The organism is Anaeromicrobium sediminis, assembly GCF_002270055.1.
Lineage (GTDB): Bacteria > Bacillota > Clostridia > Peptostreptococcales > Thermotaleaceae > Anaeromicrobium > Anaeromicrobium sediminis.
Window position 1 is genome coordinate 152830 of record NZ_NIBG01000003.1, and the last position, 23827, is coordinate 176656.

The following is a 23827-nucleotide window of genomic DNA, read 5'->3' on the forward strand; positions in this document are numbered from 1 at the left end:
CATAATAGACATTGTACCATGGGACAGGAAAAAAGATAGATAGAGAATTTTCAATCAGGTTGAGGGGTCTTGGAAGTGATGAGTATTATTTGTAGACCCCGTACATTTTAAATTCTTATAAATAATTTTGGATAATAATTTATATACATAATGATTTTCTTAAAAGGGGAATAGGAATGATTAAAATTGAAAATTTATCAAAACATAAAGAACATATTGATACTGTATCAAAGTGGTTGTGGAAAGAATGGGGAACTGAAGATAACTTGGAGTTTTTTAAGAGTATAATGGTACATAGTTTAGATTCAACAAACTTACCTCAAACATTTATAGCATTAGATGATGAAGAACCAATAGGAACAATTGGATTATGGAGATGTGATATGGTCAGTAGGCAAGATTTATTTCCTTGGTTATCAGCATTATATGTTATACCAACTTATAGAATAAAGGAATGGGAAAACAATTACAATCTTACTTATTAAATTATGCTGAAAAGCTTGGTTATGAAAGTATATATTTATATTCAGATTTAGAAAATTACTATGAAAAATTGGGATGGGAAAATATAGATCGAGGTATAACTTATTCTGGTGAGTATAATAACATTTATAAGAAATGCTTAAAGGATTAATTACTGAGTACAAAAGATTTTTTTCATTACATCATGTATCATATGTTTTGGAGAATAGATTTATAAATTAAATTGTGAAGGGTAAAGAGAAGATTTATACAAGGAGTTTTTTTCTCTACTACATAAGATAATGAATATATAAATTCTGGTTATTGTTAAACTAGCGGTACAGGATAGTTGACAAATGAAAATAGGATAGTTATGATTAAAAATTTATAATTGAACGAGCCCTGTTTTACTAGCGGAAGCCTAAAATAGTGGCAGAAAATAATTACCGCTACAATAGAAAGGAAGAGTCATGATGTTTATTATAGCAAATAAAAGTAATAATGATGAGATACACAAAATTGTTCATACAACAATTAATGAAATTTACTCAAAATATTATCCAGAAGAGGTTGTCCAATTTTTCCTAGATTATCACTCTCGTAACAACATAACAAAAGCTCTAAGAGAAGAATGTATCCTTTTAATTGAAAAAGAAGGTAGAATCATAGGAACTGGATCATTGTTAAAAAATGAAATAAAAAGAATGTTTATTCTTCCAGAATATCAGGGGAATGGTTACGGTAGTTTATTACTAGAAGAACTCGAAAGACGGGCGAAGAAAGAGGGGTATGATACAGTTGTCTTAGATTCATCATTAGCTGCATATAGTTTGTATGAAAAGAAAGGTTACATACCAATAAAATATAATAAAATCGTTACACCTAACGGTCAATTACTATGTTATAACGAAATGATTAAGACATTTGCCAATGAAGAACATTTAATTGATTATAACAACCGAGTATTTAAATCCATTTCTAATAGTGATAATGGTGAAGTGTCTGGTAGTACAATTTTTAAATATAAACAGGAGAATAATATTATATGGGCTGAATATTCAGGTGGACAAATTACTAGAGGATATTTGATTGGAACTTCAGATAAGGAAGGAAAGCTTGATTTTTCATATCAGCATGTAAATATAGAAAACCAAATAAGAACAGGGGAATGCAAATCAACTCCAGAGATACTGTCAGATGGAAGAATAAAGTTATTAGAAGAATGGGAATGGACAAGTGGACAGAAATCCAAAGGGAGTTCAGTGTTAGAAGAAGTAAATTTGAAGGAAAAGTTATAGGAGCCCACGTCATGTCGCATGTCGCCTTTTGAACGAGGAAGCAGCTCGACTACACATAGCACACTATTTGCAACATACCTCTGTTCTTTTGTAAAAAGATAGAGTTATGGCGGAAACGTTATAATGGATAGTGCAAAATAGTAGAGTATTAAGACATAGCGGCTATTAAATAAAGGAAAATGGAGGAGATTATGTTTCAATTTATGGAAGTTATTTTTCCAATGATATTTTTGGGGTATTTTTTTTATTTCTTTAGTTTTCTATATTGTTTAATACCAATGCTTATTCAAATTGTATTTTCAGCTTTTATTGAGGGGAAGCATATAAGGAAAATTGCAATTATGATTCTTTTCACTCAGGGGATTATCATACCAATAGTAGAAATGAACCATGATATGATATATAACATGATTCATTATTCAAAGAGATTAGGATTTCGGAATGTGGTTATGTGAAAGGATTTCGGCTTTAATATTTTCTATAGCCTAATATTGTTTGCCATAATAATAGTAATTGCTTTTTTATGTATAGGAGTATAGAAAAAAAGATTAATTATAAAAAGTTAATTGCTTTGTTAAGTGGTTATTTGATAAATATTATAATTATGGTATTGGGAATGTTGAAATTTGGCAAAATCATTAAATTACCCTAATATGTTGTTTGAACAAAATATTTATTAATAGTAATATCAGAATATTCTTGTATTGTGTAATGTTATAGGAACCAATATATAGAAGAAAAACTTATTTACTGGTGGCAGTTAAGCTGGTGTAAATTTTGGAATGCTATTTTAGGATTTTAGGTTCTATAGTGAATTGCTTGAAGATATATGGGGTACAGAGAGTAGCTATTGGGCTACTACAGATAACATACTATTTATATACATTCTACTAAAAACATGTAGAACGTCGTAATATAGCAAGGACATTATCTATAATAGCAAAATACTATAAAGAAGACAAAATACATATGATAGATATTACATAATAGTATAATATTATGAAGTAAATTAAAGGTTATTTACTTAACGAGGAGGTAAAATTATATGAAGCCAAAAGAAATACTTTGTCAATGGGTTGATGCGTTTAACAATGCAGATTCAGAAATTATTTCAGAATTATATGATGACAATGCAATAAATCATCAAGTTGCCAATGAGCCAGTTACCGGGAAAGAGGCTATAAAGAAAATGTTTGAACAAGAGTTTTCTCAAGCAAAAATGGTTTGTATCGTTGAAAATATTTTTGAAGATGGGCAGTGGGCAATTTTGGAATGGCGTGACCCATTAGGATTGAGGGGTTGCGGTTTTTTTCAAATAGTGAATAATAAGATTTTATTTCAAAGAGGTTACTGGGATAAACTATCTTTCTTAAAACAGCACAATTTACCTATTAAATAGAACGAGTACTATTCTTATTTGGAGTAATATACATTTTTCTTATATTGTATAACAAGAAAATACTAATTATATAGAAGAAAATTTTATTTGCTGAGGAAAGTTGAACAAGCCTAAATGATAGACCATTACTTTAAGGTCTTAGTTTTTTTGAAATTTCCCTGGAAATAAGGCTTTTAGGGAGTGGACTTGGGGGCTACTACAGATAACATACAGTTCACACTATCCTATAAAAAACATGTAAAACATAGTGACTTGTCAGATCGTTAGGCCAAATCACTTTAAAGGAAAAAGGAGAATACTAAAATGGAAAAAACAATATGGGATATAGAAGTAAAAATGATGATACCATTTGATTTATTAGCGAAATACCCAGATGATGATATAGATGAATATATAATTCACCCCAAATTTGTTGAAATAATGAAACTTCTTAACGTAGAATTTGATGTACGCAGAATAATTGAGACACTTTATAGACAAAGATCAGGTAAGAGCGCTTTCCAGGTACACTACTCAACTGAAACATTTGAAGAATTTATTATTCTGGATACATATATTGACGCGACAGATCAATTAGATCTCATATACATTATGTTTAGGAGTAAAGATGTAAAAGGAGGGAGTCTGAGGAAGTTGACACATAGTTTTTATACTGAAACATGTCCTTACAATGTATATTATGAAGAAGGGAGTTATGTTATAAAAACTTCAACAACACTTGACTTTACAAAACCATCCAAGCTTCAAACTGATGAGGTCAGAAGAGCATTAAAAGATAAAAAAGTGATATTATATAGGGCTGATGAGATAATACAAGAATTTGAGCTCCTCAAAATAAATAATGAAGTGGTAAAGAAAAAGAGTTTTTTTAGTTTTAAGAATAGAAAACAATAGTGACGATTACCTAACATAGAATCTCTATCATCCTACTAAAAATATGTAGGACGACGGAGATTCTAAGGACGTTATGGTACCATTGTAATATGAATATAAGGTGAAAATTAAGATATAGGAGTGTTTTTTATGAAAGACATAAATTTCTATATAGTTATTTTTATTGTACTACCAATTTTAATGATTTTTTCATTTCGTGGTCAAGACCAAATACTGAAAGCAGTAAATAGAAAGCGAAGATATGGAGTATATTTAACTGCAATTCTGTTTAGCATTCCTATGTGGATATTTATAGTTTTATCTAAAAATCTCCAAGGAATAAGTTCGTATACAACAATAGATATTAAGATATTAGGAGTAGTGACTTTTTTATTGCTTTTTATTAGTTTTGGAATTTGTAATAAAATTTTATTCATACCTGCTAATTATAAGCGTTATGAAAAAGAAAAAGTTTTACGTAAGCAAAACTTTAAAGGGTGGAAATATTATGTTATTCAATATCCTGCAAGTAGTATGAAAAATATGTTAAAATTGCCTCCTATTAGTAAGCACTCTAAAGTAAATCCTAAGTTCATTAAAGAATATCATATTAATAAATTAAAAACACCACCTTTACATATTCAATTTATATTAATACTGATAACTTATATATTTACTAGTTTGGGTTTTTATATATTGGATTACATCGTAGGTACTTGGTCTTTGATTTATTTTAATTTATATATACTACCATTTATTCTTTTGATTGGATTTATGGGTGATTTGATTTTTGTAATGATAAGAGTTGTTGAATATATTTTTAAGATCAAAATAAATGAAATAGTAAAATTTTTACTTTTTAATATCATATTTGTTTTAATAGTTGGAGGGGTTTGGTTACGGATAAAGTGATTTATAATATATATATTCAACTATCAATGATATGGAGATTATGTGGATGAGCATGACAAAGTTAATAGTAAAAGCATGTGGAACGTCACAATATATCAAGAACGATATATGAAACCCTATTTTTACAAACACTAGGGTAATAAGAGGTGAAAAAATAGTGTCTATTTTTAAAATTTGTATATTAGAAAAGAACTGGTTAAAGGAATGTGAGAATGTAGAGACGGATTTGTGTTTACATGGAAGAGTAAATGTAATAATAGGTGATGAAGTTGTTGCAGAAAATTATGATTGTACTATAAGTTCAACAGCTATATATTTGCTCAAATCGTTAACAAATAATCATTATATGGATGAAATGAGTAATCAGATGTTACCTTGTTGTGGACACTTTATTATTCCGATGGAAGATGATACTGTGGAAATATCTGGATGTCAAGTGGGGGTTGATTGGTCAGTGATACACAAGGGGAATAGTGTGAGTATTAAAACTAGACGAGGAACAGAGATTAATATAAATATAGATGAATATAGGGAAAGTGTGATTAAGTTTGTAGATGAGGTTGAACAATTCTACATAAATTCTGGCAAGAAGGTTTTGCCAGAAGATGATTTTTATAAAAAAGGGTATTCACAATTTTGGAATGAATGGCGAGAGCGAAGATATGGAATTAGTGAAAAGTTATAAGTTTAAGTAGATATTAGGGCAGTATCTAACATATAGTTCATGATATCCTACAGGAAAGCACGTTAGCTAAAATTCTGTTTATAATTGGTAACATTTACATGTTAATAATAAAAAAAGAAATGAAATGGGGTGTTATTAATGATTAAAAATTATAAGATAATTATTTGTATAATTGCAGTAATAAGCATTTTTGTAGCAGGCTGTAAGGAGAAAGATAATGCTGCAGTAGATAATGGAACCATTGTAGATTTAGGTAACCTTAAAGGTCAATATTCAGAGGAACTAGAAACACAAGCCAAATTAATTGTAATGGTTTCAAATCAAAGCTTCTATATGGATAAAGTGAATTTAAGTATTTATATAGACGAAAAACTATTGGTCAACGATACATATTTAGTGGAAGATCAACATAACTACTTATATTATTATCCTGTAATTGAAGATGGAGTACATACTATTAGCGTAAAATATGATGATAAAGTAATAGGTGAGAAAACGGTTGAAATTTTAGATGATAAACCTACTTGGGTATCCTTAAATTATTGGCAAGAAAAGGATACCAAAGGGCGTGTGGAGTTTCACATATCTGATGAACGGATTTTGATTATGTAATAAAGTTTTATTAAATAATGAAAATCTTATGCACTGTGTAACATTCTTACAATTTAATATATTGCTATGAAGAGAAACTTGAGCTAATATATCGTGAACCGTCAGAACGTTATCTAACACTACTTAGATTTTTTATTATACATTTATCTCATAAGGAGGCATTGATAGAATAGCGTATTTTAACATATCAAGCATTAATAGAGGGAGAAAACTAGTTACAGCAATTATAATATTATACATGGTTATTATAATATCAACTTATTTCATATATCCTCTGGTAAAAGATAACTTTAATATTGAAACTAAGGATATTATAGATATAATACTTATTTTATTGGTTTTATTTACTTTTTATAAAGGAAATAAAATTAGCAGTTATATACTAATATGGTCATTAATTATGTCTATATCAATGCTCCCTTTATATTTATTACATTTTTTCAACGTTTTAGAGATTTTAGGAGGAGTATTATACATAATTATTCCAGCATTTATTATTATTTTAGGTTATGTATGGATAGATAAGAACAGTATTTATGATGATTTAAAAGTTTTTATGCAGTATCAAAAAGATAAAAGAAACAAATTAATTTATTACTTAGAGAATTTTGTACTGATAATAATGGTTATATTAAACAGAATTCTTTAATCTTACATTCATAAACTATGATTTTATTGTTTACTAGATTCTGTTTGATAGAAAAATTTATATTTCAGGAACTTAAGATCAGTAAAAAGATATGAATTTAAAAGGATGAGGTTTCGGTACATAACTCACATCTAGGGAAGTTCTTATGAGTAAGTGGACTATGCCGCAAATCACTAGAACGTTAGACTCAATTAAAATCTTTGAGGAGATTAAATATGAATTATTTAAGTTTAGAACAGATTAAAGCTAAAGTTTTTGATTTAGCTAAAAGAATAAATGCTCCTGTCATATTTATGCCTACTTTTGGTATTAATAAAGATTCAGCTCAACCAGAGATTAGAGTGGATGAAAGTAGATATCATTATGTGATTATTGAAAGAGGGCAAGAACTACAACATAAAATTACTAAAGATTTAAATGAATTATTATATTGGACATTTGAAGATATAACTTTTAGTATGGCTAGTGATTTTGAGTTGAAGAATAGAAATGCAGAACAGGATTTTAGAAGAATACTTTTTGATAAGCAATTAAAACTACTTAGTTTGATAAATGAAGAATTTTCATTGAAAAGAAAAAAAACAATAGAAAAGATTTTAGGAAATAATCCTTTCAATGATAACAAAAATTTAAAAAAATAGTTCAATTAACATTGAATAATTGTTAAAATACACTACGTGTCACATAAAATTAAAGTCATCCTACAAGATGTATTTGGTATGACTGGAATTCTCAGACCATTATGTGAAAGACAGCAAATTATATTGTATAAATAGGTAAAAAGTCAAGAAAGTGGTGGATTCAAATGAAAAAGGATACAAATTGTTATAAAAATGAATATTTACAGTTTTCCATAAGAAAACCAGATGATTGGTTATTTGTACCACAGAAATGGGCATCTAATTTCAAACAAAAAAGTATAGAGAATACACCAGAATTTAGAGCAATATTAGAAAAGTCAGTTGTTCCATTTGTGTATTTCTATAAGCACCATGAGAATACTGATTATCCTTATCCTACAGTTCAATGTGGTTGTCGATTAATGAATTATCCGTCTGATTATACAAGAGAAAAACATATGAATCTCCTTATTAATGGTTTAGATCAAATTTTTAATAAACATGAAATACTTGAGGCAAGCCCAAATTATATTATTTCAGGCAAGCCAAGTATCTATATTAAAATGAAATTTCAAATAAATAATGCTTATAATGAACCAATTGATTGTCTTAGTAGAAGTATACAAGTTGTGAATAATTCCATTACCTATACTATTGGCTTAACAGGAAGCTTAAAAGGTGAATACCAATGTGAAGATGAGTTTACAGAGATTATTCAATCAATAAAGATAGGCAGCAAATTAAAATAGGTGTTTACTTTTTGGTTGTCCATGACATAACACAACAGTTCTCAACATGATTATTATCAGAGTGGAAGATTTTAAAATCATGTGGAGAACTGTGGGAACATTATGTGTCATTTATTTTTAGCATTGGTTTGAAGCATAATTTATTAAATAAGGAGCTATGTAAAATGAATTTTGTTCGGATGACATATGAAAAAATAATTGAAAGTGATGATTTAAAGTCTTATGATAATAAGGGTTTAACGATATTTATTGCATTTGGTATTATAGGGCAATTACTGAGAGTCTTGAGTTCTGGGCAACTTATTGATGCAACAAGTATTGAAATAGCTATAGTATTCATTAAAGGTCTATTTGTTGGTTTTATTTCACACTTTATTCTCTATTATCTTAATGGTGCTGTAACATCTTTTGTTAGTTCAAAACTAGGTGGAGTGGCATCAAATGTTGAAACTCGAATAGGTCATGCCATTGGTTTATTTCCATTTTTAGTGTTGAATGTAGGCTTATTGATTTTGCATATTATTTTGTTGGCAATAGGCTACTTAACTTCCAATTTGGCATTAACTTTAATAAATCATGGACCTGATTTTGAATTTATTGAGTACTTGAGAAATACTTGTAGATTAATAACTGTTGGATTAACCTCCTACACTATTGCAAGAATTAACAAGTTTGGACTTGTAAAGGGATTTATAAGTTGCTACTGGTTCTTGTTGTTAGCATTGCCTCTTTGGCTGTTTTTGCTATTTAAGTCAGCTACATAAGACTAAAATGGACAAAATATTATTTACAAGTTTTATGAAAAGTACATGTCTTGAATGTATAGAGGTAACCTATGATACAATGATTGATTATAAATCTATGGAATAGGCATAGTAGGAGCTTGGGATAATAGGGGCTTAGCACACAATTGTAAGTTATAAGTGAATAGATAAGAACGGTATTTATGATGATTTAAAAGTTTTTATGAAATAAGAAATTGAAGATAAAAGTAGCTACTAGGGATTCTAGTAGCATTTTTATTAAAAAAGTTTATTGAGTATGAATGATATTTAAGAAAAGAACATGCATTATTTTCCATAAAATTACAAATGCAGTATAATTAGAAAGAAGATGCAAAGATAGCCGGGTTCTACGGCAGATTGTTAGGGTGAGGCGTTGAAGTTTTGAAAGACAAATTAAAAGAACTTTATAAACATTTAAACGACTATATGATATGGGGGAATAAGAATGTTTGAATCTAGATGTGGTGTATGTTGTAATAGTTGTGAACGAAAAGGATTGAATCATTGTGGAGAATGTGACATATTTCCATGTGATATGTTAAGTAACATGGGAAAAGAGCAAGGTTATGACCCTTCACCTAAAATTGAACAATGTAGAAAATGGTTAAATGAATAGACATTATCATTATGCATTATACAATCTATGAAAGAGGTGGATATATGATTTATAGTGATCTAATTGAAAAAATTGCTGATAAAAATGTTAATGTAAATGAATTTGCTAAAGCTGTACTTCATGACGAAAGCACTAGAGTGGAAGTCATAAAGCAGCTATTAACTAATAATAACATAATGGTTTATTACCACTGTTATTATATAATTTCTAGAGCAAGTGAAGAAAAGCCTGAGCTGTTTTACGAGTATTGGAATGACTTTGTTTATCTTCTTGATCATAAAAACTCATATCACAGAGATATAGGATTAACAATTATAGGAAATTTAACAAAGATTGATGAAAATAACTTGTTTTCTAGTATATTTCCAAAATATATTGAGCATTTCAATGATGATAAGTTTATGACAGCACAATGTTTTGTAAAAAATCTGAAGAATGTTGTTAGATACAAGAATGAATACATAGAACAAATTATAAAATTATTAGTAGACGTAGAAAAAATTTGTATATACCCAAAAAAACAGAAAGAGTTATTAAAGAGTGACATTATTGAAGTTTTAGATGCAGTGTATGAAAATACAACAAATAAAGATGTTATTGTTGATTTTATCAGATCTCAATCTACCAGCGAGAGTCCTAAAACAAAGAAAAAAGTTAAGCAATTTCTAAAAAAACATGGTTTATAGAATGAATGTAACTGCTATTGAGGCTGTTATAAATTATAGAAAAATATATATGATTGCCAATATAGAATAGTAAGATATTATGGTGTAGTTTTGTTGGAGGTAGTTGAAATGATAAGGCTTGAATATTTAGATAAAGAAGATTTTAGAAAAATAGTCCAATGGAATGAGAATAAATCATCTGATTATTTGTTTCAATGGGCTGGTCCAATGTACAAATATCCTTTAACAGAAATCCAAATTGAAGATTATTTTTTGAATGAAGTACAAAGGGATAAATCTAATATATTTGCCTATAAAATAACACTGGTTGAGACTAATGAATTTGTAGGAACAATTGAATTACATGTAATAGATGAAGTTAATAGGATTGGTAGGATTAGAAGATTTTTAATAGGAGAGGAGAGTTTAAGAGGAAAAGGCATAGGAAAATTGGCATTAGAAAATACATTGAGAATTGGTTTTGAAAAACTTAATTTACAAAAGATAACACTTGGAGTATTTGACTTTAATCACAATGCTATTAGAATTTATGAAAACGCTGGGTTCATCAAAGAAAAATTATTACAGAATGTAAGAAAAGCATCAGCGCCTTATTGGAATTTATACGAAATGGCAATTGCTAAAGTTGAATGGCAAATAAAAAATGATTAAGTGGTCATATTAGGGTTTTTAAGTTACCATGAGAAAGTATTTTGGAGGAAAAAATGAAAAATCTTTTTGAAAAAGAAAGTAGAAAAATTATTTTAAATAAGGATGATGTATACACTGGTTTCTACACACCTCTTGGAAATATCTGCTTATGTGCGGAAGTTAATAAGAAAAGAATAGATTTATTAAATGTTCATGAAGTATTTAAAGTAGAAGGCGGTCTATTATTTAAGTGGATAAACAAGTCATATAATATTGAGTTATTGTTAGTGGAAGAAGAGATAAAAATACCTCAAGGAATGAGAGTAAATGAATGTTGGTCTGGAAGATGGAGAATTGAGGCCTTAGAGGATATAGATTCATTAAATTTCAATTGTAGATGGGAAGAAAACTATATATGGACTAATGGAGGTCCAGATGGCGGAGAATGGTTTGATGCTAAGACATGGCTAAATGATGAATATATGGTAACTGTATTAACCGAAGATGCTTACAAATTGGAGTTAAGAGCAAATGAAAATCAGTGGATGCCTAAAAGGTTAGAAGGATGTTTTATTGAAGAATTTGAGAATCATAAATTTGATTATCATATAGAATATGACAAAGAAATGTGCAAAGTAATTATTCCTAATTTAAAATATGATGAGGTATGTCAAATCAATTATTCTATGGCTTGGACTAAGTATATAAGTAATGATGATGCATCTACTTGGTACGCAGCAGATATATTTCAGTAATCCTATCTCACAATAGGCCATTTACAAACAGTCCACGAAAAATATGTGGACTATCGTAAGATGACAAAGATGTTAGCTGTAATTAATAAGTGAGTTATAGATAATTACATCTTATATATTGACAACATGGACACATCCAAATTTATCAACCCATAGACCTACTACCCTAACAGGAAAACACCATGATTTTACTACATATGTGGACTCTACTATATCACAAAAATGTTTGCAGTCACTAACAGGGTTTGCAGCACAATCATAATGTCCTACTACAGCAACTACACTAGATCTATGAGCTGTTATTGAAGTAATAACTTTCTCTTTTAACCTCTCAATTTCTATCCATTCTCCTTGAGATAATACCTTATCTATTCCTGGTTCTGTAATTGAATCTACATAATCTACATGAAAGTTTTCTTTTAACCATTTTATTACAGGAATTTGAGTCCTGCCATCAATACAGTTTAGAGCGGTTCCAAATCTTTTTTTCATTTCGCACCTTCAATCACTTTTTAGTAGTAAAATATGAAGGGATTATAGAACCTGTGATTAATTAATACTATTATATAGATCTTAGTTTATATAATTATTTTGCTTAAAATAATAAACATTTACACTTTTTCAATAACGAATTATTCAATATTTAAAGAAACATATGCTTCCTCATATTTATATAAATATGGGGAAGCATAGGACTGTTATGTAAAATGTAAGTTTATATAAAAGAAAGGTAGATATAAATGACTAATAGAAAAGTAATACTCTATATCGCTGAAAGCATTGATGGACACATAGCAAGAAGAAATGGAGAAGTTGACTGGCTTTCCATAGTTGAAGCAGAAAATGAAGACTATGGTTATGAAGAATTTTATCAAACCATAGATACAATATTAATGGGACGAAAAACATATGAACAAGTACTATCCTTTGGAGAATTTCCTTATAAGGGTAAGAAGTGTTATGTATTTTCATCAAAGAAACAAAGTGAAACAGAAAATGTACAATTTATAGATGATGATGTATTAAATTTTATTAAAAACTTGAAAAATGAAGAAGGAAAAGATATCTGGATAGTAGGTGGTTCAGAGCTGATTGAATCATTTATACTTAGAGATTTAATAGATGAATATATAGTATCAATAATACCAATTATTCTTGGAGAAGGTATCCCACTTTTCAAAAGTAGTAAGATATCTCATAATCTAAAGTTAATTGATGTGAAAAAATATCCTACAGGATTAGTTCAAGTACATTATAGAAGGAAATTGGAATGAGTTTAAAATAGAATTAAGTCTACACTCTACACAATATACAGTTTACACTATCCTGTAATAAACCTACAGGACACCTAGAAACTGCAAAACTGGAGGTGATGTTAAATGACATGGATGCCTTTTGTATGCCTGGCTGTAGGATTTTTTACAGGTATGGGTAATTTGACGGAGAGGACACTAAAAAGAATTGATGGGATTATCAATATAGCATTAGTTGTGCTTATGCTTACCATTGGAATGAATATAGGCATAAATGATTCGGTTATATCAAATCTGGACTCTATAGGTCTAAATTGTATTGTTATATCTTTGTGTGCCATTGCCTTCAGCATCTTATTTACGGTAATTACAGAGAAAACTGTGCTGCCGTTGGAAAAGCTGAGGGAGAAGCTTTCATCAGAAAATATGAATATAAATAGTGAAATTGATATTTCCCAAGAAGAAAAAAATGAAAACTCTCCATTGATTTGGATTATGCCTATAAGCATTGTTATAGGTGTAATACTGGGCTATTTTGTTAGGTCATATATTCTTACATTTATACTTGACTATCTACTGGTTGGATCTCTCATTATACTTTATATTAGCGTTGGCATAAGCCTTGGGTCTAACAGAAAAGTTTTTAAATATATAAGGATACTTGGTCTTCGAGTCATGTATATTTCAATAGCAATTTTTTTAGGAAGTCTTGTGGGCGGTTTCGTAGCAGGAATGCTTCTAGGAGTACCATTACACACATCTGTAATGTCAGCAAGCGGAATGAGTTATTACAGTTTAACGGGAGCATATATGACACAGGCTTATGGAATTGAAGCGGGAACTTATGGGTTTGTTGTAAATGTAATGAGAGAATTTTTTACGGTGTTACTGCTACCAGTTTTGATAAAAATCAGTACAGGTAGTCCAATTGCAGGTGGTGCTGCCGGCAATATGGATACCATGCTTGTACCTGTAACGAAATTTGTAGGAGTTGAGTTGGGGCTGGTTACTCTGATTACAGGAGTTATTTTGACATTTGCAGTTCCTTTTGTATTACCTGTTTTATATGCTTTGTTTGCATGAATAATAAAGGAGAGTATTTGATGGAGTTTATATTTACAACAGATTTACCTGAAAAAGAAGAATTATATAATCTTTACGACCACCTTGGATGGAATGGATTTTTAAAGTTAAGTTCGGAGCAATTACTAAAAACAATGAAAAATTCTTATTATTCTGTTTACGTCTATTGTAAAGATGATTTAATCGGCACTGGCAGAATAGTCTCTGATGGAATAATAAACGCTTATTTATGTGGGGTAGGTGTCCGTTCTGAATATAGGAATAATGGAGTTGCAACAAAAATAATAGGTATGTTGGTAGAGTACTGCCAAGAAAACAATCTTCACATACAGTTTTTTTGTGAGCCACATTTAGTACCATTTTATAATAAAATGGATTTTGAAAAATTTGCAATAGGTATGAGATTAAAAGAGAGTTAGCCAGATAGATAAATATGTTTAAATGATATAGATAAAAAAGATGTTCCTAATAAGGACATCTTTTTTAGTAACTAGATTAAATAAATAGCTGAATATTTGAATCCATGGCATCTGCTATATATTTGTCTGCTGTAACTACTTCTAATTCAGGAATGAGCTCTTCTTCTTTTAAACCCATTATTTCCATAGATAATTTGCAACCATAAAACTTTACACCTTTTTTGCGGGCACCATTTAAAAAATCAATTAAGCGAGGTGCATCATCATCTTCCATCATCTCTAATAACATTTTTTTACCCAGACCACTAAAATTCATCTTTGACAAAGGTAAAGCTTCAGGACCTTTAGGTGTCATCATACTAAACATTTTTTCATAGGTTGTTTTGTCTTCCTTAGAAATACGTTCTGGATCTCTTAACAAAAATAAACCCCAAAAGGTAAAAAATATTGTGACTTCTATGTCCATTTCTCTCGCAGTATTTGCCAATATAAGAGCAGCCATTGCTTTATCATATTCGCCACTAAATAATAATAGGGTCATCTTTTTATTCATTATGTAAGCCTCCCTTTACATAAAAAGCTTCATCTTTTTAGATACGCTTATTGTAACCAAAAGAAAATGGTTTTATCATAAAAAATAGCAAGAACCTTCTAGGAAGAAGATTCTTAAATTTTAGGAGGGTCTATATTTTTATATTTTTCTAAGTAAAATTTTTTATATCTAATGATTCTTTTTATAAAATTAGTGAATGTATCTATTTCTGAGTAGGTATTATACAGACCAAAGCTGATTCTAACCATTCCAGGATGATCAGCAGTGGGATCATCGATTCTCTTTTTTACTTCATCTAATGGGATATGAAGGAGATTTTGGATGTAGGGTTGTGCACAAAAACAACCGTTTCGCACGGCAATGCCACCTTCATAGGAAAGAATAGTCGCAACCATATGATGGGGAATGCCTTTGATATTAAATGGGATGATACTGACACGATCACCATAATGTTCTTTATCTCCATACAACTCAATATCAGGTATATTACTAAGTCTTTGTAGAGCATAGGAAGTTAAGTTGTTTTCATACGCTTCTACGTATTTCATATCAATGTAATTTAGTGTTTTAATTGCAGTTGCTAAAGCTACTACGCCTATGATATTTGGAGAACCTGCTTCTTCTTTATGTGGAGGTGCTGACCAACGGATATAGTCATGGGTTACCATATCAACGGTACCTCCACCTACATAGTCTGGATCTCCCTTTTCAAAAGTAGTTTTAGGACCTATAAGAACACCAGTACCAAAGGGAGCATACATTTTGTGGGCAGAAAAAACTAAATAATCAATGTGTTCTAAAGAACCCCAAGGCTTCATGTTTACAGGAACATGTGGAACAAGCTGTGCACCATCTACAAGGATTTTGGCATGATACTTATGAACGAGAGTAGCAATTTTGTGAATAGGATTTTTATACCCTGTAACATTAGAAGCGCCTGTAATAGTTACAAGTGCAGTAGATCCATCATATTTTTTTAGCTTATGTTCTAGATCTTTTAAGCAAAGCCTACCGTTTTCATCAAGGGCAATATAGTCCACTTGGTATTTGTTGCGCCAAGGTAGATCATTAGAATGATGTTCCATGCAGGTGGATAGCACAACACATTTCTTATGATCTTCACAGAGTCGATAGGATAGCTTATTAATGGCCTCGGTTGTATTTTTTACAAAGATGACTGTATCTCTTTTGGGATCTGATTTTACAAATTTTCCAACGATTTCTCTAGACTTTTCATAGAGGCTTGATGAAAATTGTGATTTATAACCAGTTCCACGGTGAATAGAAGAATACCATGGTGAAAAATCAATAATCTCTTGTATGACAGAGGAGAAAGGTGGCGTTGTGGCAGCATTATCAAAATTTATTGCTTTAACAAAAGCACCATTAGATAAAGGAACTTTCATATCTACACCAACGACAAGATTCCTCAAATTTACAGGATGCCTGAAGAAATCCATAAAAGCTCACCTACTTATAGCGTTTTAATAATTATTTTATTCATCTATATAAAAATGGTGATAAATTTTAGAATAAAGCATAAATAATTTAACGGGCCAATATGAATTCATTAAAATTTATCACTTTTTTACTTGATCTCCACCTGAAATTAATAGTGCTGTAGCTTAATAAAAATAAATGGAGGGAGGTTCATAGGAGGATTATGTCCAGTTTTTATAGAAATGGTAATATTATGTAAAATTCTATTTTAGAAATAATTTAGAGTTTCATAAAAAATTAAGACAAAATAGGGTAGCAGTATCTAAGGAGAATGAATCTACCATAGGATTTTATCCAATACCTTATATAAGCAATAGAAATGTTAGAATGATTTATGCAGTATTAAAATTATAAGAAAATGAGGGAGAAAAATGAAATTAAAAGTACTGATAGATAATAATACTTTAATAGATCGCTACTTTATTGGAGAGCCTGGAGTAGCCTATTTTATTCAAGATGGTGATGTAAATATTTTATTTGATACAGGATATACAGATGCATTTATTAAGAATGCACAGAAAATGAACGTAAATCTTATGAATTTGGATTTTGTAGCTATTTCACATGGCCATATTGATCATACATGGGGGTTAGTACCTCTAACTAGACTTTATACAGAAGCAAAAATAGAAAATATAAATCATAATAAGCCAACACTTATAGCACATCCATATGCATTTTTATATAAGGATTTTAATGATAATGAGGAAATAGGTTGTATTATGAGCGATGAAAAATTAGGTAAACATTTTAATATGAATTTAAGTAAAGACCCTGTATGGTTAACGGAGAAAATAGTTTTTCTTGGAGAAATAGAAAGAAAGAATGATTTTGAAAATAAAGTACCAATTGGGAAAGTTGAAGATAAGGGAACGAAAGTAGATGATTATGTAATAGATGATTCTGCTTTAGTTTATAAATCATCAGAAGGATTAGTAATCATAACGGGATGTTCCCATGCAGGTATTTGTAATATTATTGAATATGCAAAGAAGATTTGTAAAGATGATAGAGTTGTTGATGTGGTTGGAGGATTCCATTTACTTAATCCTACGGAAGAACAATTAAAAGGGACTATAGAATATTTTGGTCAAGCAGATATAAAGGAAGTTCATGCATGTCATTGTACAGATTTAAAGTCGAAGATAGAGTTATCTAAGGTAGTAAATTTAAAAGAAGTAGGTGTAGGTCTAATTCTAGAATACATATAGATATTTTATATTTAGAGAGAGGGATGAGACTATGGAGTTTAAACACATTGGAAAAAGAGGTATACTTTTCACATTTTTTGACATTCCTTATGATGAGGTTGAAGTTATAAAGGACCTTTGGGAAAAAAACAGAAAGTATCATGAGAGTACTTCCGAATATTTTAAGGAATTATATAGATCTATTAGATTTGATGAAAGAATCAAAGCTTTCAGTGTATTTGATAAAGACACAATGAAAATAACTGTGGCAAAAAATAACGATGAATATATTGGATATTGTATATCAACCATAATTGAAGGGAAGGGAGAACTTCAATCAATACATGTAGATGAGAATAGTAGAGGAAATGGAATTGGGCAAAAACTTGCAGGTAAACATATAGAATGGTTGAAAGAAAAGAATTGTGAGGTTATTGGAGTAACAGTATCACAGGAGAATGAATCAACCATAGGGTTTTATAAGAAACTTGGATTTTATCCGAATACTTTATATATGCAACAGAAATAGAAGAGGTAAAATGATTGTGAAGAACAACTACGTGTCTTTATTCAGAGGGGTTTGTGCTTAGAGAGACATACTATAAAGTAGAGAGGTAATTATATTATGATATATAACAAAAGGAGATGCAGTGATATGTATTTGGTAAGTTCTTGCTTAGCGGGAGTTAATTGTAGATACAATGGAAGTAATAGTGAAAACAAAGTTATAAAGGAGTGGGTAAAAGAAGGAAAAGCTATTGCTATTTGTCCTGAACTAATAGCTGGATTACCTACTCCGAGACCATGTTGTGAAATTGTTATAAACAAAAGCGGAAATAAAAAAATAGCTGCTAAAGAAGGACAAGACTTTACGAAAGAATTTATTGAAGGTGCAGAAAAGGCTTTAGAAATAGCTAAAATCATAGGTATTAAAAAGGCAATATTACAATCAAAGAGTCCTACTTGTGGCTATGGAATAATATATGATGGAACGTTTTCAGGTAAACTTAAAGAAGGAAATGGTTTGGCTGCTGAGTTGTTTATTAAAAATGGGATTGAAGTGTATACAGAAAATGATTTAGATAAATTATAATAGCTTCAGCTAACAATACATTTTTGTTAGTTCACATTGTCTATACCCGAAGGATGAAAAAGAGATAGTTTACAAAATTTACTCTAGTGCTGAAGACAGGAATATGAGTCAGAGTAGATTTTGCAAACTATTAAATATCAAGAAGGCATTACCTTCTCATTTAGACATAAAATTTTTTTCACTACTTAACTTATTTGAAAAAACTTTTCACCTTTTCTTTAAAGGTTTTATTAGCACAATCTTTTTGACACATTTCTAATACCTGCTCTGCAATATTCCTATTCCTACCGCCATAATCGCCATGGACATTTTCTGTACCTGTTATTGCAACCAGTACTTTTGTTTCATCATCACCAACTTCTGTCAGCTTAATATAGTATGGAACATATCCGCCACCATGGTTCATAAATGATGCAAAGGTTACACCTCCATAAGGTGAAGTAACCCCAAAATAGATTTTCACCCTATGGCCTTCTTCAGTTCTCAAGTCTTCTGTATGCTCAATTTCCCATTTAAGACCTATAAAATTGCTTTTTAGTTGTTTTTCAATATATCCTAAAGGTTGATCCATAGTAATTTCCATTATTTCAGCTATCTTCATTTCTATTCACCACTCTTAAATTCTTTATTCCTGTTACATACTACCATAATTATCCAAAACATAAAAATAGTTTTTTATTATGTGTATCTTTTATAGTAATTAAAATACAGGGGACAGCACTTATATTATATGTTAACATTATTAAAAAAGTAAAAAAATGGATTTTGACTTGGGAAAATGTCTTTATACTTTGTACTAACATGCAAAAACCATTTAAGCCTAGTAGAAATCTTAGAAAGGCAAAGTAACAAGAATAGCGAATACATAAAGAATATGAACAATAAATATATTAAAGTAAATAAGGGAGGGTGCAAAATGTCCAAAAATACAGATTCTTATTGCGGATTATATTGTGGAGCTTGTGGTATTCATAGAGCATATAAAACTGGGAAAAAGAGCAGCTTTTCAAAGTTTTGGGATGTGGATACCATTAAATTATTTCAAGATTCCCAAAGATTGCCTTATACTGAAAGTGATTTGGAACTTAAGTGCAAGGGTTGCAAATCGGATACTGTATTTGTAAATTGTAGAAGTTGTGAGATTAAAAATTGTGCAATTGAAAGAGAAATTGAGCATTGCTCTAGTTGTGATGACTATCCTTGTAACATACATAAAAAACAAAGAGAAGGTGAACGTATTTTACCACATCTTAAAGACCGGAGTAGGAACCTAGAGAGCATTAAAGTTAATGGCGTGGAAACATGGTTAGAAGGAGAAAAAAACAGATGGTCATGTTCCGCTTGTGGAACTGAATTTTCATGGTATGAAAGAGTTTGCTCCTCCTGTGGGGAAAAATTTAAAAATAGATCATACAAATTTGGTTGGCTTAACGGGAAGCTATTTAAGATTGGTATGAAAAGTAGTTCAAAACAAAAGTAGTATTTAAAAGACATTAGTGATTTTTCAATTAAACAGGGAGGTGCCATATGGAAGGGTGTATATTATATAGAGCCATAAAAGATGGTGAAGAAATCGAGGTTTTTAATATAATAAGAAAGGCTTTTAATGAATTTATTTCACCAGAGTATTCAGACGAAGGTATAGATGAGTTTATGAAATACATTGAGCCTAGTAATATAGCCAATAGGTTAAAGAAAAATCATTTTATGGTAGTGGCCACTGACCAGAATAATATAGTAGGGATTATAGAAGTGAGAAATTATAGTCATATTTCATTATATTTTGTGGATAAAAGTTATCAAGGGCATGGCATTGGTAGAGAATTATATGAAATATCAATAGAAAGATGCAAAATGAGAAATCAGAATTTAGAAAAAATTACGGTGAATTCATCACCATATGCTGCTAATATTTATAAAAAACTAGGGTTTAAACAGGTAGATTCAGAGAACACAATACATGGCATAAGGTTTATTCCAATGGAATTGGATCTGCTGAAAAAAGATAGATAGGGATATTACTTTGGTCTGAAATATTATTTGCAAACAGCCCACAGTAAGCTCATTAGTGGGAATCAATATTAAAATTATGGGGGTGGAAAAGATAAAAGAGAAAGTATTAATTACTGGTGGAAATAGAGGATTAGGGTATGAATTGGTAAAAGTTTTTCTAAGAAACGGATATGAGGTATTTGCGGTAGTTAGAAGTATAGAAGGAAAAGGAAAGTTAGAGAAAGAATTTAAAGAAAACTGTTATCCAATTGTTGCTGACATAAGTTCTGATGATAGTATTAAAATTATAAAGTCTACATTGACAAAATACACTGACCAAATAGATATATTGATTAATAACGCTGGAATTACAGCGAAAGAGCATGAGATTATGAAAGTTACTACAAATGAGATGAGCAATTTATTTCATATTCATTGTTTAGGTGTTGTGAGAACAGTCCAAGCCACATTAGAGATGCTATATAACTCAAAGAATCCTAGGATTATAAATGTTTCTTCAAGATTGGGTTCTTTAACAAAGATGGCATCAGGCGAATTTAAAGGAAGAAATTTTTCTTATTCATATAGAATTGCTAAAGCAGCTCAAAATATGCTAACTATTTGTTTAGATCAAGAACTAAGAGATAAAGGTATTTACTTAGGAGCAATACATCCTGGTAAATTAAAAACTAATATGGCTGCATCAGATGCTGATATGAACCCGTCTGAAGGGGCAAATAATATTTATAATTGGGTTAGCAGTTTAAAGGTGAAAGATAGAGTTGAATTTGTCCAGCCTTTAGTTAATGAATTAGAGTGGTAATTTTAGTGTTAGATATACACTAATGAGCTATTTGCAAACAGTCCACATAAGACATGTGGACTGTCCCAATATAAGAAAATTGAGGCGTATCAAAAGTAGGTTAGGAGAAAAAATATGAAAAACGGTAAAATAATAAGTTCCTATATGGATATAGAAGTCTATAGAAAAAGTTTTAATGAATTGGCAAAGAACACATTTGGCCTTAATTTTGAAGAATGGTATCAGAACGGATATTTGGGGGATAAGTATATTGCCTACTCTTATTTGCAAGATGACAAGATCATTGCAAATGTGTCTGTAAATAAAATGAATCTTGTTATGGATGGTAAAATTAAGAAAGCTATTCAGATCGGAACTGTTATGACAGATTCTAAATACAGAAATATGGGATTAGCAGCTAAACTTATGAACCATGTTATTCAAAAATATGAAAACTCATGTGACTTAATTTATCTTTTTGCCAATGATTCAGTCTTAGAATTTTATCCTAAATTTGGATTTGAAAAGATTAGTGAAAATAGTTATGAGATGGAAGCAAAAGATATAAAGAGAAAAGTTGTCCCTATTAAGAGACTTGATATAAAAAATGAAAATGATAGAGAAAACATAAAAAGGCTTGTACAAAATAGGAAACCTATATCTGAAAAGTTAGGTATCATCAATGACCAGTGGCCTTTGTTGGTATATTGTTTGTATGAATATAGGAACGATATGTACTATCTAATGGAGGATGATAGTATTGTAATAGCTAGAAGAAATGATCATACTTTACATTTGTACGATATTATAAGCCAAAAGCCTATTAACTTAGATGATGTTCTAGAAAAAGTAGTAAGGGAAGAGGATGAACGGGTTCAATTTTACTTTATACCTAAAAAAAGTAAATATAATGTGATGCGTGGAGTTGCTGAAAGAATAGATGATACATTATTTGTAAGAACAAAAGACCCCTTATGTGATGAAATACTATTCCCTATGACTTCTCATACATAGAATTAATTATTAGGGGAAGATGGAACATCTCTGCTATATTTATAAAGTAAATTTAATTTGTCTATATATTTTAATAACAAGTATAAAGGTGGTTAAGGGTATGGTTTTTATCAACAATCTTGTATATATGTTTTTGATAGCATTAGGAGTGATAATTGGTGCTAGCTTTTTTGCGGGAATTGCAGCTTTGATTAATAATCACCCTCCTCTTAAGACCATGATGGATATATCCAGTTCAATTAAGATTTGGGCAGTAGCTGTTAGCCTTGGAGGCACATTCTCATCCTTTGAAATCATTGAACAAGGAATATTAAAAGGAGAAATTAAATCTGTAGTAAAACAAGTAGCATATATTGTTTCAGCCCTAATAGGAGCAAATCTAGGACAGTTAATTATTAAGCTATTATGGAAGAGTGGTTCTCTATGGGGCGAGTAGGTTCAGGAAAGCTAAAATATTTTATTTCAACAATAGCAGGTATTATAATTGGTTGTGTAATCGGATCGTCTATGATTATTGCATTAGTCAGTTATAGAATTGACAAGTATTATGAAGAAATACGAAAGCTTAACATTGCAATAGAAGCAAAGGATGAACGATTAAAAAAACTTGAACAATCCATTAATAGACACAAGCTAATTCTTAAAGACGTAGAGATTGTATTAATACACGAAGGAGATGAAATAGATAAAATTACGATTGAGAAGTATGCGGAAGAGAAATATTGCAAATTAGTAGGTCGTGAAGTAAAAACTATTGATATAGATATAATAGGAGAAATTATTGATGGAAGAATTTTTAAAGTAACAAACAAGGAATATAAACTGAAAGTAGCTAAGATGTTTTTGTCTGATGTTTTAAAAATTTGGATAGAAACTAAACTAATCAATGATGCTTAAAACAATGAAATATTCAAAGAGTAATAGTACTCAACTATTTGGCAATTTTTCCACATCACATGGTATAAAAGATAATGAATTCTGGGTAGAGTTTAGAAATAAAAAAATTACTACGAAATACCTTGGAAAGCAAGACGGGTAAAGGTATTGTACAGCTCATAACAAACTATTATGGTTTGCAAGCCGGTATAAAGGATTGAAGTAATTAAAAATCAAATTATTATATATCTTTATGTGAGTATTTAGTTTAATTTTATACCCATCTATTCTAGTAATCTCTCATTTTGAATAGATTAAAGT

32 protein-coding genes are annotated in these 23827 nt (G+C 30.0%); 28 read left to right on the top strand and 4 right to left on the bottom strand.

The window, feature by feature from the left end; all coding sequences use genetic code 11:
• The first annotated feature begins 176 nt into the window (after positions 1 to 176).
• From CCE28_RS05400 to CCE28_RS05470, 15 genes are all read left to right on the top strand, one after another.
• Positions 177 to 485 (top strand): GNAT family N-acetyltransferase, encoded by a 309-nt coding sequence (locus tag CCE28_RS05400; RefSeq protein WP_242972910.1) that lies wholly within the window; start codon positions 177 to 179, stop codon positions 483 to 485.
• A gap of 450 nt (positions 486 to 935) precedes the next feature.
• The gene (locus CCE28_RS05405; protein WP_242972911.1) at positions 936 to 1760 is read left to right on the top strand and encodes a GNAT family N-acetyltransferase; all 825 of its coding nucleotides are present in this window, start codon (positions 936 to 938) and stop codon (positions 1758 to 1760) included.
• 1045 nt (positions 1761 to 2805) lie between these two features.
• Positions 2806 to 3159, top strand: a complete 354-nt coding sequence (locus CCE28_RS05415; RefSeq protein ID WP_095131750.1) for a nuclear transport factor 2 family protein — start codon at positions 2806 to 2808, stop codon at positions 3157 to 3159.
• Between the two features lie 303 nt (positions 3160 to 3462).
• The gene (locus CCE28_RS05420; RefSeq protein ID WP_095131752.1) at positions 3463 to 4053 is read left to right on the top strand and encodes a hypothetical protein; all 591 of its coding nucleotides are present in this window, start codon (positions 3463 to 3465) and stop codon (positions 4051 to 4053) included.
• Positions 4054 to 4182: 129 nt separating this feature from the next.
• Positions 4183 to 4944, top strand: a complete 762-nt coding sequence (locus CCE28_RS05425; RefSeq protein ID WP_095131754.1) for a hypothetical protein — start codon at positions 4183 to 4185, stop codon at positions 4942 to 4944.
• A gap of 157 nt (positions 4945 to 5101) precedes the next feature.
• Positions 5102 to 5629: a hypothetical protein gene (locus CCE28_RS05430; RefSeq protein WP_095131756.1), complete on the top strand. Its 528-nt coding sequence runs from the start codon at positions 5102 to 5104 to the stop codon at positions 5627 to 5629.
• A 138-nt stretch (positions 5630 to 5767) separates the two neighbouring features.
• Positions 5768 to 6241: a hypothetical protein gene (locus CCE28_RS05435; RefSeq protein ID WP_095131758.1), complete on the top strand. Its 474-nt coding sequence runs from the start codon at positions 5768 to 5770 to the stop codon at positions 6239 to 6241.
• A 238-nt stretch (positions 6242 to 6479) separates the two neighbouring features.
• Positions 6480 to 6890 carry a hypothetical protein gene (locus CCE28_RS05440; RefSeq protein WP_095131761.1) on the top strand — a complete coding sequence of 137 codons (411 nt, stop codon included), beginning with the start codon at positions 6480 to 6482 and terminating at the stop codon, positions 6888 to 6890.
• Positions 6891 to 7105: 215 nt separating this feature from the next.
• Positions 7106 to 7531, top strand: coding sequence for an Imm63 family immunity protein (locus tag CCE28_RS05445; RefSeq protein ID WP_095131763.1), 426 nt, complete (start codon positions 7106 to 7108; stop codon positions 7529 to 7531).
• A gap of 164 nt (positions 7532 to 7695) precedes the next feature.
• On the top strand, positions 7696 to 8259 hold the full coding sequence (locus CCE28_RS05450) for a hypothetical protein (protein ID WP_095131765.1): 564 nt from the start codon (positions 7696 to 7698) through the stop codon (positions 8257 to 8259).
• Positions 8260 to 8423: 164 nt separating this feature from the next.
• The gene (locus tag CCE28_RS05455; protein ID WP_095131767.1) at positions 8424 to 9023 is read left to right on the top strand and encodes a hypothetical protein; all 600 of its coding nucleotides are present in this window, start codon (positions 8424 to 8426) and stop codon (positions 9021 to 9023) included.
• A 466-nt stretch (positions 9024 to 9489) separates the two neighbouring features.
• The gene (locus tag CCE28_RS22135) at positions 9490 to 9660 is read left to right on the top strand and encodes a hypothetical protein (RefSeq protein ID WP_176461672.1); all 171 of its coding nucleotides are present in this window, start codon (positions 9490 to 9492) and stop codon (positions 9658 to 9660) included.
• A 44-nt stretch (positions 9661 to 9704) separates the two neighbouring features.
• Positions 9705 to 10346 (top strand): hypothetical protein, encoded by a 642-nt coding sequence (locus tag CCE28_RS05460; protein WP_095131769.1) that lies wholly within the window; start codon positions 9705 to 9707, stop codon positions 10344 to 10346.
• A gap of 108 nt (positions 10347 to 10454) precedes the next feature.
• Positions 10455 to 10997 (top strand): GNAT family N-acetyltransferase, encoded by a 543-nt coding sequence (locus CCE28_RS05465; protein ID WP_095131771.1) that lies wholly within the window; start codon positions 10455 to 10457, stop codon positions 10995 to 10997.
• A gap of 53 nt (positions 10998 to 11050) precedes the next feature.
• Complete coding sequence (locus tag CCE28_RS05470; protein ID WP_095131773.1) at positions 11051 to 11731, top strand: hypothetical protein; 681 nt, start codon at positions 11051 to 11053, stop codon at positions 11729 to 11731.
• Between the two features lie 111 nt (positions 11732 to 11842).
• Here CCE28_RS05470 and CCE28_RS05475 read toward each other — a convergent pair whose 3' ends face one another.
• Positions 11843 to 12223 (bottom strand): carbonic anhydrase, encoded by a 381-nt coding sequence (locus tag CCE28_RS05475; protein WP_095131775.1) that lies wholly within the window; start codon positions 12221 to 12223, stop codon positions 11843 to 11845.
• 248 nt (positions 12224 to 12471) lie between these two features.
• Between CCE28_RS05475 and CCE28_RS05480 the strand changes: the two genes are divergently transcribed.
• The 3 genes from CCE28_RS05480 (at position 12472) to CCE28_RS05490 (ending at position 14486) form a co-directional block, all read left to right on the top strand.
• On the top strand, positions 12472 to 13005 hold the full coding sequence (locus tag CCE28_RS05480) for a dihydrofolate reductase family protein (protein ID WP_095131777.1): 534 nt from the start codon (positions 12472 to 12474) through the stop codon (positions 13003 to 13005).
• A 105-nt stretch (positions 13006 to 13110) separates the two neighbouring features.
• Positions 13111 to 14067 carry a lysine exporter LysO family protein gene (locus CCE28_RS05485; protein ID WP_095131779.1) on the top strand — a complete coding sequence of 319 codons (957 nt, stop codon included), beginning with the start codon at positions 13111 to 13113 and terminating at the stop codon, positions 14065 to 14067.
• A gap of 20 nt (positions 14068 to 14087) precedes the next feature.
• The gene (locus tag CCE28_RS05490) at positions 14088 to 14486 is read left to right on the top strand and encodes a GNAT family N-acetyltransferase (RefSeq protein WP_095131780.1); all 399 of its coding nucleotides are present in this window, start codon (positions 14088 to 14090) and stop codon (positions 14484 to 14486) included.
• 76 nt (positions 14487 to 14562) lie between these two features.
• Here the strand turns inward: CCE28_RS05490 and CCE28_RS05495 are convergent, their stop codons facing one another.
• On the bottom strand, positions 14563 to 15039 hold the full coding sequence (locus CCE28_RS05495) for a DsrE/DsrF/DrsH-like family protein (protein WP_095131783.1): 477 nt from the start codon (positions 15037 to 15039) through the stop codon (positions 14563 to 14565).
• A gap of 113 nt (positions 15040 to 15152) precedes the next feature.
• Positions 15153 to 16472: an aminotransferase class V-fold PLP-dependent enzyme gene (locus CCE28_RS05500; protein WP_330396821.1), complete on the bottom strand. Its 1320-nt coding sequence runs from the start codon at positions 16470 to 16472 to the stop codon at positions 15153 to 15155.
• Between the two features lie 438 nt (positions 16473 to 16910).
• Between CCE28_RS05500 and CCE28_RS05505 the strand changes: the two genes are divergently transcribed.
• From CCE28_RS05505 to CCE28_RS05515, 3 genes are all read left to right on the top strand, one after another.
• Positions 16911 to 17750: an MBL fold metallo-hydrolase gene (locus CCE28_RS05505; protein WP_095131788.1), complete on the top strand. Its 840-nt coding sequence runs from the start codon at positions 16911 to 16913 to the stop codon at positions 17748 to 17750.
• Between the two features lie 31 nt (positions 17751 to 17781).
• On the top strand, positions 17782 to 18258 hold the full coding sequence (locus CCE28_RS05510; protein WP_095131791.1) for a GNAT family N-acetyltransferase: 477 nt from the start codon (positions 17782 to 17784) through the stop codon (positions 18256 to 18258).
• A 126-nt stretch (positions 18259 to 18384) separates the two neighbouring features.
• Positions 18385 to 18822, top strand: coding sequence for a DUF523 domain-containing protein (locus tag CCE28_RS05515; protein WP_095131793.1), 438 nt, complete (start codon positions 18385 to 18387; stop codon positions 18820 to 18822).
• Positions 18823 to 19012: 190 nt separating this feature from the next.
• Here the strand turns inward: CCE28_RS05515 and CCE28_RS05520 are convergent, their stop codons facing one another.
• Positions 19013 to 19423 (bottom strand): hypothetical protein, encoded by a 411-nt coding sequence (locus CCE28_RS05520; protein WP_095131794.1) that lies wholly within the window; start codon positions 19421 to 19423, stop codon positions 19013 to 19015.
• Positions 19424 to 19738: 315 nt separating this feature from the next.
• On the opposite strand from CCE28_RS05520, the gene CCE28_RS05525 reads away from it, so the two are divergent.
• The 7 genes from CCE28_RS05525 (at position 19739) to CCE28_RS22140 (ending at position 23669) form a co-directional block, all read left to right on the top strand.
• Complete coding sequence (locus CCE28_RS05525; RefSeq protein WP_176461673.1) at positions 19739 to 20302, top strand: DUF3795 domain-containing protein; 564 nt, start codon at positions 19739 to 19741, stop codon at positions 20300 to 20302.
• Between the two features lie 47 nt (positions 20303 to 20349).
• The gene (locus CCE28_RS05530; RefSeq protein ID WP_095131798.1) at positions 20350 to 20835 is read left to right on the top strand and encodes a GNAT family N-acetyltransferase; all 486 of its coding nucleotides are present in this window, start codon (positions 20350 to 20352) and stop codon (positions 20833 to 20835) included.
• Between the two features lie 82 nt (positions 20836 to 20917).
• Positions 20918 to 21637 (top strand): SDR family NAD(P)-dependent oxidoreductase, encoded by a 720-nt coding sequence (locus tag CCE28_RS05535; RefSeq protein ID WP_207652857.1) that lies wholly within the window; start codon positions 20918 to 20920, stop codon positions 21635 to 21637.
• A gap of 114 nt (positions 21638 to 21751) precedes the next feature.
• Positions 21752 to 22630, top strand: coding sequence for a GNAT family N-acetyltransferase (locus CCE28_RS05540; protein ID WP_095131801.1), 879 nt, complete (start codon positions 21752 to 21754; stop codon positions 22628 to 22630).
• 100 nt (positions 22631 to 22730) lie between these two features.
• The gene (locus tag CCE28_RS05545) at positions 22731 to 23066 is read left to right on the top strand and encodes a YtrH family sporulation protein (protein ID WP_095131802.1); all 336 of its coding nucleotides are present in this window, start codon (positions 22731 to 22733) and stop codon (positions 23064 to 23066) included.
• Positions 23036 to 23527 (top strand): hypothetical protein, encoded by a 492-nt coding sequence (locus CCE28_RS05550; RefSeq protein ID WP_141228318.1) that lies wholly within the window; start codon positions 23036 to 23038, stop codon positions 23525 to 23527. Before CCE28_RS05545 ends, CCE28_RS05550 begins: the two co-directional genes overlap by 31 nt.
• The gene (locus tag CCE28_RS22140; protein WP_176461674.1) at positions 23520 to 23669 is read left to right on the top strand and encodes a hypothetical protein; all 150 of its coding nucleotides are present in this window, start codon (positions 23520 to 23522) and stop codon (positions 23667 to 23669) included. Before CCE28_RS05550 ends, CCE28_RS22140 begins: the two co-directional genes overlap by 8 nt.
• Positions 23670 to 23827: the final 158 nt, after the last annotated feature.

Bases quoted from the DNA above. Each gene is read 5' to 3' on its own strand.
- CCE28_RS05440 (WP_095131761.1), top strand. From the start codon at position 6,480: ATGGTTATTATAATATCAACTTATTTCATATATCCTCTGGTAAAAGAT.
- CCE28_RS05455 (WP_095131767.1), top strand. From the start codon at position 8,424: ATGAATTTTGTTCGGATGACATATGAAAAAATAATTGAAAGTGATGAT.
- CCE28_RS05450 (WP_095131765.1), top strand. From the start codon at position 7,696: ATGAAAAAGGATACAAATTGTTATAAAAATGAATATTTACAGTTTTCC.
- CCE28_RS05475 (WP_095131775.1), bottom strand. From the start codon at position 12,223: ATGAAAAAAAGATTTGGAACCGCTCTAAACTGTATTGATGGCAGGACT.
- CCE28_RS05550 (WP_141228318.1), top strand. From the start codon at position 23,036: ATGGAAGAGTGGTTCTCTATGGGGCGAGTAGGTTCAGGAAAGCTAAAA.
- CCE28_RS05505 (WP_095131788.1), top strand. From the start codon at position 16,911: ATGAAATTAAAAGTACTGATAGATAATAATACTTTAATAGATCGCTAC.
- CCE28_RS05465 (WP_095131771.1), top strand. From the start codon at position 10,455: ATGATAAGGCTTGAATATTTAGATAAAGAAGATTTTAGAAAAATAGTC.
- CCE28_RS05400 (WP_242972910.1), top strand. From the start codon at position 177: ATGATTAAAATTGAAAATTTATCAAAACATAAAGAACATATTGATACT.
- CCE28_RS05545 (WP_095131802.1), top strand. From the start codon at position 22,731: ATGGTTTTTATCAACAATCTTGTATATATGTTTTTGATAGCATTAGGA.
- CCE28_RS05495 (WP_095131783.1), bottom strand. From the start codon at position 15,039: ATGAATAAAAAGATGACCCTATTATTATTTAGTGGCGAATATGATAAA.
- CCE28_RS05420 (WP_095131752.1), top strand. From the start codon at position 3,463: ATGGAAAAAACAATATGGGATATAGAAGTAAAAATGATGATACCATTT.
- CCE28_RS22140 (WP_176461674.1), top strand. From the start codon at position 23,520: ATGCTTAAAACAATGAAATATTCAAAGAGTAATAGTACTCAACTATTT.
- CCE28_RS05530 (WP_095131798.1), top strand. From the start codon at position 20,350: ATGGAAGGGTGTATATTATATAGAGCCATAAAAGATGGTGAAGAAATC.
- CCE28_RS05540 (WP_095131801.1), top strand. From the start codon at position 21,752: ATGAAAAACGGTAAAATAATAAGTTCCTATATGGATATAGAAGTCTAT.
- CCE28_RS05490 (WP_095131780.1), top strand. From the start codon at position 14,088: ATGGAGTTTATATTTACAACAGATTTACCTGAAAAAGAAGAATTATAT.
- CCE28_RS05435 (WP_095131758.1), top strand. From the start codon at position 5,768: ATGATTAAAAATTATAAGATAATTATTTGTATAATTGCAGTAATAAGC.
- CCE28_RS05515 (WP_095131793.1), top strand. From the start codon at position 18,385: ATGTATTTGGTAAGTTCTTGCTTAGCGGGAGTTAATTGTAGATACAAT.
- CCE28_RS05485 (WP_095131779.1), top strand. From the start codon at position 13,111: ATGACATGGATGCCTTTTGTATGCCTGGCTGTAGGATTTTTTACAGGT.
- CCE28_RS05415 (WP_095131750.1), top strand. From the start codon at position 2,806: ATGAAGCCAAAAGAAATACTTTGTCAATGGGTTGATGCGTTTAACAAT.
- CCE28_RS05405 (WP_242972911.1), top strand. From the start codon at position 936: ATGTTTATTATAGCAAATAAAAGTAATAATGATGAGATACACAAAATT.
- CCE28_RS05520 (WP_095131794.1), bottom strand. From the start codon at position 19,423: ATGAAGATAGCTGAAATAATGGAAATTACTATGGATCAACCTTTAGGA.
- CCE28_RS05470 (WP_095131773.1), top strand. From the start codon at position 11,051: ATGAAAAATCTTTTTGAAAAAGAAAGTAGAAAAATTATTTTAAATAAG.
- CCE28_RS05510 (WP_095131791.1), top strand. From the start codon at position 17,782: ATGGAGTTTAAACACATTGGAAAAAGAGGTATACTTTTCACATTTTTT.
- CCE28_RS05480 (WP_095131777.1), top strand. From the start codon at position 12,472: ATGACTAATAGAAAAGTAATACTCTATATCGCTGAAAGCATTGATGGA.
- CCE28_RS22135 (WP_176461672.1), top strand. From the start codon at position 9,490: ATGTTTGAATCTAGATGTGGTGTATGTTGTAATAGTTGTGAACGAAAA.
- CCE28_RS05425 (WP_095131754.1), top strand. From the start codon at position 4,183: ATGAAAGACATAAATTTCTATATAGTTATTTTTATTGTACTACCAATT.
- CCE28_RS05460 (WP_095131769.1), top strand. From the start codon at position 9,705: ATGATTTATAGTGATCTAATTGAAAAAATTGCTGATAAAAATGTTAAT.
- CCE28_RS05445 (WP_095131763.1), top strand. From the start codon at position 7,106: ATGAATTATTTAAGTTTAGAACAGATTAAAGCTAAAGTTTTTGATTTA.
- CCE28_RS05525 (WP_176461673.1), top strand. From the start codon at position 19,739: ATGTCCAAAAATACAGATTCTTATTGCGGATTATATTGTGGAGCTTGT.